The sequence below is a fragment of the Streptomyces sp. NPDC054866 genome, from assembly GCF_053610745.1.
Genome location: NZ_JBSGZA010000003.1, coordinates 460,708 through 471,814 on the forward strand (window position 1 = coordinate 460,708; position 11,107 = coordinate 471,814).

12 protein-coding genes are annotated in these 11,107 nt (G+C 68.5%); 4 read left to right on the forward strand and 8 right to left on the reverse strand.

Going from position 1 to position 11,107, the window contains the following annotated elements; genetic code table 11:
• Positions 1–70: 70 nt before the first annotated feature.
• The 8 genes from ACWGI2_RS17545 to ACWGI2_RS17580 all read right to left on the reverse strand — a co-directional run bounded on the left by ACWGI2_RS17545 (position 71) and on the right by ACWGI2_RS17580 (position 6,924).
• Positions 71–1,144, reverse strand: coding sequence for a hypothetical protein (locus tag ACWGI2_RS17545; protein ID WP_453696160.1), 1,074 nt, complete (start codon positions 1,142–1,144; stop codon positions 71–73).
• On the reverse strand, positions 1,144–1,788 hold the full coding sequence (locus ACWGI2_RS17550; RefSeq protein ID WP_453696162.1) for a hypothetical protein: 645 nt from the start codon (positions 1,786–1,788) through the stop codon (positions 1,144–1,146). Before ACWGI2_RS17550 ends, ACWGI2_RS17545 begins: the two co-directional genes overlap by 1 nt.
• 200 nt (positions 1,789–1,988) lie before the next feature.
• Entirely contained in the window at positions 1,989–2,615 is a 627-nt protein-coding gene (locus ACWGI2_RS17555) for a Uma2 family endonuclease (RefSeq protein WP_453696163.1), read from the reverse strand.
• A gap of 195 nt (positions 2,616–2,810) precedes the next feature.
• Positions 2,811–3,581 (reverse strand): succinate dehydrogenase iron-sulfur subunit, encoded by a 771-nt coding sequence (locus ACWGI2_RS17560; protein ID WP_453397322.1) that lies wholly within the window; start codon positions 3,579–3,581, stop codon positions 2,811–2,813.
• Positions 3,581–5,335, reverse strand: coding sequence for a succinate dehydrogenase flavoprotein subunit (sdhA, locus tag ACWGI2_RS17565; protein ID WP_453696165.1), 1,755 nt, complete (start codon positions 5,333–5,335; stop codon positions 3,581–3,583). The genes ACWGI2_RS17560 and sdhA overlap by 1 nt, the downstream gene beginning before the upstream one ends.
• A gap of 16 nt (positions 5,336–5,351) precedes the next feature.
• On the reverse strand, positions 5,352–5,834 hold the full coding sequence (locus ACWGI2_RS17570) for a succinate dehydrogenase hydrophobic membrane anchor subunit (protein WP_351172835.1): 483 nt from the start codon (positions 5,832–5,834) through the stop codon (positions 5,352–5,354).
• Positions 5,835–5,842: 8 nt separating this feature from the next.
• Positions 5,843–6,223, reverse strand: a complete 381-nt coding sequence (sdhC, locus tag ACWGI2_RS17575; protein ID WP_160506796.1) for a succinate dehydrogenase, cytochrome b556 subunit — start codon at positions 6,221–6,223, stop codon at positions 5,843–5,845.
• 149 nt (positions 6,224–6,372) lie between these two features.
• On the reverse strand, positions 6,373–6,924 hold the full coding sequence (locus ACWGI2_RS17580; protein ID WP_453696167.1) for a 2-oxo-4-hydroxy-4-carboxy-5-ureidoimidazoline decarboxylase: 552 nt from the start codon (positions 6,922–6,924) through the stop codon (positions 6,373–6,375).
• Between the two features lie 268 nt (positions 6,925–7,192).
• Between ACWGI2_RS17580 and ACWGI2_RS17585 the strand changes: the two genes are divergently transcribed.
• From ACWGI2_RS17585 to ACWGI2_RS17600, 4 genes are all read left to right on the forward strand, one after another.
• Positions 7,193–8,782 (forward strand): beta-N-acetylhexosaminidase, encoded by a 1,590-nt coding sequence (locus tag ACWGI2_RS17585; RefSeq protein ID WP_453696169.1) that lies wholly within the window; start codon positions 7,193–7,195, stop codon positions 8,780–8,782.
• Between the two features lie 88 nt (positions 8,783–8,870).
• Positions 8,871–9,710, forward strand: coding sequence for a DUF4328 domain-containing protein (locus ACWGI2_RS17590; protein WP_453696170.1), 840 nt, complete (start codon positions 8,871–8,873; stop codon positions 9,708–9,710).
• A 156-nt stretch (positions 9,711–9,866) separates the two neighbouring features.
• Positions 9,867–10,373, forward strand: a complete 507-nt coding sequence (locus ACWGI2_RS17595) for a hypothetical protein (protein ID WP_453696171.1) — start codon at positions 9,867–9,869, stop codon at positions 10,371–10,373.
• Positions 10,374–10,434: 61 nt separating this feature from the next.
• Positions 10,435–11,043: a hypothetical protein gene (locus ACWGI2_RS17600; RefSeq protein WP_453696173.1), complete on the forward strand. Its 609-nt coding sequence runs from the start codon at positions 10,435–10,437 to the stop codon at positions 11,041–11,043.
• Positions 11,044–11,107: the final 64 nt, after the last annotated feature.

The following is an 11,107-nucleotide window of genomic DNA, read 5'->3' on the forward strand; positions in this document are numbered from 1 at the left end:
CGGACTGAAATCAACCGTATTGTCGCTATTTAGCCGCCGCATGGACGGATGCGTCACCCGGCCGGGGTGCTCAGCGGTTGATCGACTGGATCTCCTGGACCTCGATGTCCTGCGTCCCGTCGAACGTGCCGTCCGGAAGGTCGTGGACGCCGTCGTTGTCCGAGCCCTCCCAGGTGATCTCCCAGGTGATGGAAGCTTTCAGCTGGAACGGCTTGCCTCCGGTTGCCCGCAGGTACGCGATGCCGCACGGCGGGTCCTCCTTGGAGGAGCCTTTCGTGTACGGAGTGCCGATGCTGCCGTCGTCGTTGACCTTGCACTCGCCGGACGCGGGGAACGTCCTCGCGTCCGCCGTGCCGGGTTCCAGGTGGAGGCTCTTCGGCTTCGCCGTGGTCTCCGCCCACAGACCCGTACCGGGCAGCTCGGCGCGGACCTTGACGTCCTCGAACTTGCCCTTGTCCAGCCAGACCCAAGTCGGCAGATTCACCGTCGACTTGGCTTCCGGCTTCAGCTCGACCTTGGTGTCCGGGACCTTGATCTTGTCGTACGCGTACGAGGCGAGGACTTTGGGTGTGGGGGCGTTGGCGATCTTGGGGATAGCCCCGGCGTCCTGCCAGAAGAGCGTCTCTTCGCAGTCGTACGCCCCAGGATCGTCCTCCATGTCCGGGTTGACGACACCGCGCCAGAACTTGCCGTCCTTGCCGAGGTTGAAATTCTTGTAGCTCTTTACGTCGTCGCTCGGCGGCTTGTCCTTTTCGAAGGTGTTCACCATCAGCTCCTGACCCCAACGGAGTGTGGGGGTGACCAGGACAAGGTTCTCGTTGGGGGTCTTCTTGAGCTGGTCCGTCGCGGCCTTCACCTGCTCGGACGTAGCCACGGGCTCGTACCAGCAGGCCGGGGGCTTCCAGTTCGGGTCCACCGGAGCGAGCCCCTTGGTGGAGGAGCCGCCTTTGCCGCCGCTGACCTGAGCGACCTTGATGCCCGTCTTGCCGACCCCGGCGTTCAGCATGTTGTTGTTCGCGCCGCCCGAAGGCCCCGACGGATTCTGGTTGTTCTTGTCCCCGATGCCGTATGCCGCCGTCGAGGAGAATCCCAGGGCGAGGGCGGTGGCGAGCAGGAAGGCACCGGCCTTCGTGGTGGTCCGCACTACTTGCACCCGCCCGGGACGGTCTCAAGGGAGACGGTCTGCCACACGCCCTGTTGGGACTTGGTGAGCCTGGCCCGGTACTGCAGCACCGAGTCGGGGGTGTCGGGGGTGGCCGTGACCTTCTTGGTCTTGCGGTTCTTCGTGGATGCCTTGCGCTCGTCGACGCAGTAGAAAAACACAGCGGCATCCTTGCCGCTGACGTGGACCTTGGGATCGTAGGCCTTGATCTCACCGATCAGGCTGTCGTCGGTCTCGGTGAAGCCCTTGATCCACTTACGGGCCGTGGTGAGGGACGAGCCCGAGTTGTAGAACGTCACCGCGTCCGAATCCGGGTTCCCCTCGATGATCGCCGCGTACTTCGCCCGCAGCTCCTCCTTGCCGTCGTCCAGGACCCCCTGGAGCTTCGGGTCACTGTTCGTCCAGCCCGCGAAGTTCGCCTCGAACTCCGCCGGGAGCTTGATCTCCGGCCGCTTCGCCCCGCCCGGCTTCGCCGACGCACTCGCGGAAGCCTTCGAGCCGCCGTCGCCCGCACCCTCGATCTTGTCCGGGGCCCCGTCGTCCCCGCCTCCCGAACCGCAGGCGGTCAACAGCAGGGCCGCGGACGCGGTGAGCGTGGCCGTCAGGAGACGGATGGGGCGGTTCACTCGGGACTCCCGTGAGGTGGGGGGTAACTGAAGCGAACCAACGCTATCTCTGGGGCGAGTGAGGACACCAGGCGGATTCCGTCAACCAGATGGGCCTTTATGTTGATTGAGCCCCATTGGTCGACAGCCCTCGGCCCAGTGACATTTGCCTTAGCGGGCTTCGCCGGCGCCCATCCGCGGCCAGCTGCGGGGCCGGATGCTCAACTCCCCTCCTGCACAGCCTTTCCCGCCTCCAGAACCTCCGTCACGTCGAGCGTGACCTTCGCGCCGATCGACTCGGGGAGGGTGACCAACTGGCCCGGGGCGTGCACCTGGTGGGTCGCGTACTCGTCGTTCGACGGGTCCATAAGGGTGTGGAGGCGCCCGTGCTTGCGGTCGACGATGACGTAGACCGGGATCTCGGCGGCGGCGTACGACGTGACCTTGGCCCGGAGGTCGTTCTGGTAGTTGCTGGAGGTGACTTCGAGAACGAGGCGGAAGGAGAGCGGGTCGTAGCAGTTGTTCTCGATGACGTGCTCGTCGATGTCGGCGTCGACGACGACGAGGTCGGGGATCGCGTAGTCCTCGGCACCGGTGGGGAGCCAGAGACCGACGCCTTCGAGAACCTCGGTTTCCCCGCCGTCGAGCCCTGCCGCGGCGAACGGACGCCTCAGCCGGGAGAGGGCGCGGGCATGTGCCACGTCCGGGGGAGGGGTCACGGTGATCTGGCCTCCGATGATCTCGACGCGGTGGCCCGGGTTGCGATCCATGAGCAGGTTCGCCTCGGCGAGCAGGGACCGCTCGCCGGACAGGTCGTCATGGGGCCGCTCGGCAGCTGCTGCAGACATCGCGTGCCTCCTGAGGGCTGGTGTCGAGAGCATCATCGTAGGACGGGGAAGGGGCCGGAGTCCGATCCCGACGCGTTCACCGGTGCGGGTGAGTGAGGCCCAGGCCGGCCGCCGGGAACGTCGAGAGGGCCCCGCCCCCGGCACAAAACCGGAAGCGGGGCCCTCAGCGACTGCGTGAAGCCGGCCAGGAAGAACTCAGAAGCGCCGCGTGATCAACGCCCGCTTCACTTCCTGGATCGCCTTCGTGACCTCGATGCCACGCGGGCACGCGTCCGTGCAGTTGAACGTCGTGCGGCAGCGCCACACGCCGTCCTTGTCGTTCAGGATCTCCAGGCGCTGCTCGCCCGCCTCGTCACGGCTGTCGAAGATGAAGCGGTGCGCGTTCACGATCGCGGCCGGGCCGAAGTACTGGCCGTCGTTCCAGAAGACCGGGCACGACGACGTGCACGCGGCGCACAGGATGCACTTCGTCGTGTCGTCGAAGCGCTCGCGGTCCTCCGCCGTCTGGTGGCGTTCGCGCGTCGGTTCGTTGCCGGTCGTGACCAGGAACGGCATGACGTCGCGGTACGCCTGGAAGAACGGGTCCATGTCGACGACCAGGTCCTTCAGGACCGTCAGACCCTTGATGGCCTCGACCGTGATCGGCTTGGACGGGTTGATGTCCTTGATCAGGGTCTTGCAGGCCAGGCGGTTGCGGCCGTTGATGCGCATGGCGTCGGAGCCGCAGATGCCGTGGGCGCAGGAGCGACGGAAGGTCAGCGACCCGTCCATGTCCCACTTGATCTTGTGGAGGGCGTCGAGGACACGCTCCTTGGGGTCGATCTCCACCTGGAAGTCTTCCCAGGTCGCGTCCGCCGAGATCTCCGGGTTGAAGCGGCGGATGCGGAAGGTGACCGTGATGTACGGGGAGTCGGCGAAGCCGGCCTCGGGCTTGGCGTCTTCCTTGTCGAGGGTCGGGGTTGCCATCAGTACTTACGCTCCATCGGCTGGTAGCGGGTCTGGACGACAGGCTTGTAGTCGAGACGGATCGACTCGGCACCGTCGTCGCCGACCTCGCGGTACGCCATGGTGTGGCGCATGAAGTTGACGTCGTCGCGGTTCGGGAAGTCCTCGCGGTAGTGACCGCCGCGCGACTCCTTGCGGGCCAGGGCCGACTGCGCCATGACCTCGGCCAGGTCGAGCAGGTTGCCCAGCTCGATGGCCTCCAGGAGGTCGGTGTTGAAACGCTTGCCCTTGTCCTGGATCGAGACGTTGAGATAGCGCTCGCGGAGCTCCGCGATCTTCTCCACCGCCGTCTTGATCGTCTGCTCCGTGCGGAACACCATGACGTTGGCGTCCATGGTCTCCTGCAGCTCCTTGCGGAGCTCGGCGACCCGCTCGGTGCCCGTGGCGTCGCGCAGGCGCTCCACCTGGGAGGCGACCAGCTCCTCGGGGTTCTCCGGGAGCTCCACGAAGTCGTTCTTCGCCGAGTACTCCGCGGCGGCGATGCCCGCGCGCTTGCCGAAGACGTTGATGTCCAGGAGCGAGTTGGTGCCCAGGCGGTTGGCGCCGTGCACCGAGACGCAGGCCACCTCGCCCGCCGCGTACAGGCCCGGAACGACCGTGGTGTTGTCCGCGAGGACCTCACCCTCGACGTTCGTCGGGATGCCGCCCATGGCGTAGTGCGCGGTCGGCTGGATCGGGATCGGGTCCGTGTAGGGCTCGATGCCGAGGTACGTACGCGCGAACTCCGTGATGTCGGGGAGCTTCGCGTCCAGCTGCTCCGGCGGGAGGTGCGTCAGGTCCAGGTACACGTGGTCGCCCTCGGGACCGCAGCCGCGGCCCTCTCGGATCTCCGTGTAGATGGAGCGCGAGACCACGTCTCGGGACGCCAAGTCCTTCATCACCGGCGCGTACTTCTCCATGAAGCGCTCGCCGTCCTTGTTACGGAGGATGCCGCCCTCACCACGGGCGCCTTCCGTAAGAAGGATGCCCATACGCCAGATGCCGGTCGGGTGGAACTGGAAGAACTCCATGTCCTCCAGCGGCAGGCCGCGGCGGTAGCAGGCCGCCTGGCCGTCGCCCGTCAGCGTGTGCGCGTTCGACGTCACCTTGAAGAACTTGCCGGTGCCGCCCGACGCGTAGACCACGGCCTTCGCCTGGAAGATGTGGATCTCGCCGGTGGCCAGCTCGTAGGCGACCACGCCCGCGCTCTTCTTGACCCCGTCGACCTCGACGATGAGCTGGTCGAGGACGTAGAACTCGTTGAAGAACTCCACACCCTCCTTGACGCAGTTCTGGTAGAGGGTCTGGAGGATCATGTGGCCCGTGCGGTCCGCGGCGTAGCAGGACCGGCGGACCGGGGCCTCACCGTGGTTGCGGGAGTGGCCGCCGAAGCGGCGCTGGTCGATGGTGCCGTCCGGGGTGCGGTTGAACGGCAGGCCCATCTTCTCCAGGTCGAGGACCGCGTCGATGGCTTCCTTCGCCAGGATCTCGGCGGCGTCCTGGTCGACCAGGTAGTCACCGCCCTTGACGGTGTCGAAGGTGTGCCACTCCCAGTTGTCCTCCTCCACGTTGGCGAGCGCGGCGGCCATGCCGCCCTGCGCCGCGCCCGTGTGGGAGCGGGTCGGGTAGAGCTTCGTCAGGACCGCGGTGCGGCTGCGCTTCGTCGCCTCGATGGCCGCGCGCATGCCCGCGCCGCCGGCGCCGACGATGACAGTGTCGTACTTGTGAATCTTCACTGGGTTCGCCTCGGCTTTAGCGGATGTTCGGGTCGAAGGTGAAGATCACCAGCGTGCCCAGAAGGATGGTGAACACCGTGGCGGTGTACAGCAGGCCCTTGAGCCACAGGCGCGTGTTGGCGCGCTCCGCGTAGTCGTTGATGACCGTGCGCAGGCCGTTGGCCCCGTGCAGCATCGCGAGCCACAGCATCAGCAGGTCCCAGACCTGCCAGAACGGCGAGGCCCAGCGACCGGCGACGAAAGCGAAGCCGATCTTGCTCACGCCGCCGTCGAGCACCAGCTGGATCAGCAGGTGGCCGAGGACCAGGACGACCAGGACGACGCCGGACAGGCGCATGAAGAGCCATGCGGCCATCTCGAAGTTGCCGCGGGTCGAGCGCGGGGTCTTGGAGGTGCGCTTGCGCGGCGCCTCGATGAGGGGGGCCGGGTTGTCGACGTCGTAGAGCGAGGCGCCTTCGACGGGACCCACTCCGGCTTTGTCGAGCGTGGTGTCGGACATGTCTGGCGTCAGCTCCCGAAGACTTCGCGGACGGCGTGGCCGAGGACCGGGTAGAGCGCCCCCACCATCAGGACGATCCAGATACCCATGACGGTCCAGAGCATCTGCTTCTGGAAGCGCGGGCCCTTCGACCAGAAGTCGACGGCGATGACACGCAGGCCGTTCAGCGCGTGGAAGAGGATGGCGGCGACCAGGCCGTACTCAAGGAGTGCGACGAGGGGCGTCTTGTAGGTGCTGACGACATCGTCGTACGCCTCCGGGGAGACGCGGACGAGAGCGGTGTCCAGCACATGCACGAACAGGAAGAAGAAGATGAGGACGCCGGTGACTCGGTGAGCCACCCAGGACCACATTCCTTCCCGGCCGCGGTACAGCGTTCCAGCCGGCACGGCAGAACCCTCCGGGAGCGGGGATTGGGGCCAGCCGGCTTGGGTGGTCGGACGGGCCCGGCCGGGTACGGTCCACCGGCCGCTCGTCATCGTATCGACGAGTTGTCGGTTCGCTCGCGCGGGGTAGCCAGGTGTGATCAAACAGGCAATCAAACAGGCACGTACGGGCTATTCAGGTCGTGCACGAGCCGGGTGAGTCGTCCGCGGGCGAGCTTCCGCATCTCCTCGGCCGCGAGGACCCGCTCCTCCTCCGGGTCGTTGGCGAGGCGGGCGCGGATTCCGGCGAGCAGATGGTCGAGGGCCTGGGTCGGCGGGACGTCGTCCAGGCAGATCACGAAGACGTGACCGAACCGGCTCTCGTACGCGGCGTGCGCGGCCCGCAGGGCTGTGTGGGCGGCGGTGTAGGTCCCCTGCCGGGGGACGGCCGGCCACAGAGGTTCGCAGGCCAGGGCCTCGGCGAGGTCAGCGGGCGGCAGGTCGTACGCCGCTTCGTCGGACGCGGCGAGCAGGGCGTCCAGGTCGGGGTACGGCCGGTGGGCGACGAGGCGCCGGGCCCAGAGGTGGCTGCCGCAGCAGGTGAGCAGCGCGGCTTCGGCGGCGCCGGGCTCTGCGGTGTTCAGTTGCTCCGGGGCGTGTGTCGGCTCCGCCGGGGGACTCGGTGAACGGTGCGGGGACAGCGGGGGCTCCTGGGCAGGGGGCATCGACTGGGGGCTGTGGGGGTTTTGTCGTAACGCTAGCGAGGGGTGGTGAAGTGTGTCGGTCGGATACGTGAAATATCACTCGGATGGGAGAGTTTCGCTTCGCGTGGTGGACGAGGTGGCCCCGGGGCCCGCTTTACCGTGGGCGGATGACTGGTGCCTTTGGCTGCCCGCCGGTGGGGGTTTCCCGTACCGCCGCTTCGCGGTGGACGTCTCCCACCCACCGACCCGCTCGCCCCGCGGCGTGTAACCCGGCGCAGGGCGACAACCGATGATCCCCCGCCGCCTCGCCCTCGTCGCCGCGGCTGTCGCCGCCGGAGCCGTCGCCCTCACCGTGGCCGTCTGGCCCGACGACGGGGGTGGCGCCGCGCCCGCGAAGTCCCCCTCCGACAGCAAGTCCGCCGTCGCCCCGACCCCCTCGCCCACGAAGTCGTACCCCCTCTCCAAGGCTCCGGCCACCATCCCCGCCGTACGCGAGCACAGCGCGGCGCGCGGGCCGGGGTGGAAGCCGGGGGGCGGCGGGCGCGTGGTCGTCGGTGACGACGAGCTCGCGGACGAGGGCAAGCTGCTCGCCGGTGAGCTGAAGCTCAAGTACGCCGGTGACGCCGACCCCCGCAAGGGCGACGTGGAGCTCTCGCTCACCGAGGACGACTCCGATGAGCGAGACGAGTCGTACACCCTCTCCGTGAAGGGGCAGCGGGTGAAGATCAGCGCCCCCGAGGATGTGGGCGTCTTCTACGGGACGCGCACCCTGAAGCAGGAGGTGCGCGGCGGCCGGACCGCGCCCGAAGGCGTCGTACGCGACCGCCCCGCCAAGCAGCAGCGCGGATTCATGATCGACATCGCGCGCAAGCACTTCGACGCGAAGTGGATCGAGGACCGCATCCGGGAGCTCGGCGACCTCAAGTACAACCAGCTCGGCCTGCACTTCTCCGACGACCAGGCCTTCCGTATCGAGTCGGAGTCGCACCCCGAGATCGTCTCGCGCGACCACCTCACCAAGGCGCAGGTCCGCCGCATCCTCAAGCTGGCGGCCAGCCGCCACATCACCGTGGTGCCCGAGATCGACTCACCGGGCCACCTCGGCTCGGTCATCGCCGCGCACCCCTCCCTCCAGCTCCGCGACACCCGTGGCGTCGCCGCGCGCGGTGCGGTGGACATCTCCAAGCCGCTGGCCGCGGAGATCGTCGACGATCTCCTGGAGGAGTACGCGGACCTCTTCCCCGGCCGCTACTGGCATCTCGGCGCCGACGAATACCAGGCCCTCACGGTCAGCAATCCTGAGGCCAGCTACCCGCAACTGGCGTCCGCGGCCCGCGAGAAGTACGGACCCGACGCCCGCGTCCAGGACCTCGCGACCGGCTGGCTCAACGACCGGGCCGAGACCATGCGCCCCTACGAGCGCGGACTGAGGGCCTGGAACGACGGGTTCTTCCGCGGCGGGGTCGAGAAGGCCGACGACGACATCGACGTCGCGTACTGGACGGGCAAGGAGATCGGGGCGAGGGAGCCGGCCGAGTATCTGAAGGATGGCCGGAACGTCATCAACTACAACGACGAGTACCTGTACTACGTCCTCGGCCAGCCCAACGACTTCCGCTACCCCACCGGTCAGCGGATCTACGAGCAGTGGACCCCGCGGGTGATCCGCGGGACGAAGCCGGTGGACGCCCGTTACGACGACCAGATCCTCGGCGGTTCCTTCGCCGTCTGGTGCGACCTGGCCGGCTCGCAGACGCAGGAGCAGGTGGCGCAGGGCATCCGGATGCCGCTGCGGGCGACGGTCCAGAAGCTGTGGGATGAGCGCGAACCGGGCCTGTCCTGGGGAGAATTCGTGAAGCTGGCCGACCAGGTGGGATAGGTTCCGGAGGCCGTCGGCGCTCTGGGGAGGGACGCGGACGGCTTCTTCTATCTCATCTCTGTCCGGTTCTCTGGGGGGGCGCTCAGCCATGCTGTGCACGGAATGTCAGTTCAATACGGCGACGACGTCGGAGGGCCTCTGCGACATCTGCGTGACGGTGGCCGCGCAGTCGCAGCCGGCGCCTCGCCCCGGGTACGCGTCCAGCGGACGCCCCGCCGGGCTCCGTTCACCGGTCGGCCTCGCCCGGGCGACGGTCGCGCTCCTGTGCGGCGTCATCGCCGCCGACCTGTACTCGATGTGGGCGGGCACGGTCCTCCAGGGCGTGATCGAGGACCTGCTCGGCGTGCGGTACACGGTGAACTTCGGGGCGGACCTGGTGCGGGAGGCGGAGCGGGCCGACACGCTGTACGGCGTCTCCGGCGTGCTGCAGACGGCCGCGCTGGTCGCCACCTGCGTGGTCTTCCTCTGCTGGTTCCACCGCGTCCGCGTGAACGCCGAGGTGTTCGAGCCGTACATCCACACCAAGACGCGCGGCTGGACGGTGGGCAGCTGGTTCGTGCCGGTCGTGAACCTGTGGTTCCCGCGGCGGATCGCGCTGGACATCTGGGACGCGAGCGGCGACCGCTCGGTGGCCCTGGACCGGACGATGACCCTCGGCGACGCCTCGGCCCGCGCCACGCACCCGCTGATCAACGGCTGGTGGACGCTGTGGGTGGCGAGCCTCCTCGTCGGGCGGTGGGCGTCGACGAAGTACTGGGGCGCGGAGGAGGCCGACGAGATCGACGCGGCGATCTCCGGGCTGATGTTCGCGGACGTGCTGGACATCGCGGCCGCGGTGATGGCGATCCTGTTCGTACTGCGTCTGACGCGGATGCAGGACACGAAGGCGAGGGCAGGCGCGCTGAAGCACGCGCAGACGTCGGCCTGAGAGATCCACTCCGTCTGAGAGGTCCACGAGATCCGTTTTCGGCTTTTTGGTGGCGAACTTGCATACGTCTGTGGTGTATTCGGCCCAAAGCCGATCGCAATCGCAGCCGTCGAGCGCAGTTGAGCAGCAGAGTCGAGTACACGGGGGGACGCGAGCATGGGCTACTGGGGTTACTACGTCGTGGGCAGGAGTGAGCGGCCACTCGTGGAGCTCTCGGCGGTGGCGGGAGTGCGGGACGAGCTGAGCCTCCTCGTACAGCGGGACGACGGCTGGCAGGTGTGGGAGGTGCCGGGCGGCGACGGCACGCGCGACGTGGGCAACATGAACACCCTGGCCCTGGAGACGGGTTCGCCCGCCCTCTTCGGCTACGTCATGGACAGCGACTGCGTGGTCGTCGAGGCGGCGGCCCCGGAGAGCGGCGTATGGACGACGTGCCTGGCCCGCGAGGCGATGGCCGGGTACATCGGCGACGACGGCCTTAGCCTCGACGACTACTTCCTGGAGCCGCGCGACGCCGCGGACCGGGCCGTGACGTGGGCGGCGGAGACGGGCAGGACGGTGGCGCCCGCGACGCTGCTCGACGTGCTGAACGCCGCCGCGGAACCGTCGGCGGAGGAGCTCTTCTTCCGCTTCCTCGACCGGCTCGGCGTAGTGCCCCAGTGACGTTCCCGGGGACCCGCACGCAGTAGGTGACGTGCATTGTCCGCGACGGGAGGCGTACGACATGAGCGGCGCGAGTCTGGTCGAGCTGATTGCCGAGGCCGACGAGAGAGGTCTGGCGGCGAGCGGGCTCGCCTGCCTCGACCGCTGTGTACCGCTCCTGGGCGGCGGTGACGAGGTGCTGCGCCCGCTGTGGGGGAGCCTCGCCGAAGGCGGGGCCTGGGACGTGGCGCTAGCCGAGGCGCGGGTGACGCTCGGCGGCGCGGACGTCCTGGAGGACCCCTCCGCGGACGAGGCGAGCACCCTCGCGTACCGCATGCTCGGCGCCGTGCCCTCCACGCGTACGGCCGCCGAACTCCGGGAGTGGGCCGACGCCTGCTCCGTCGCCGCGCTTCAGGTCCACCGGCTGCTCGACACCGCGCCGGACGGAGGCACCCGTACGTCGGCCCTGAGCGCGAGGCGCGCGGGGAGTACGGGGCGGCCCGCGGGGCGCACGGAAGGGATGTCGCCGCTCGTCGCCGCCGAGTTGAGGCGACAGGTGCGGATCCTGGAACTGCTCGCCCACCCGGGCACGGGCGCGGGCGGCCTGCGCCAGGCGCTGGACGTATCCACGGAGGGGCGGCGGGTGCTGCGGGCGGTGGTGTCCCGGCGGGAGCGGGGGAGCAAGGTCTGACGGTGGCCTGGGTGGCCTGGGTGGCCTGGGTGGGGGGTTGGCTGGGTCCGCCTGCAGAAAAGTC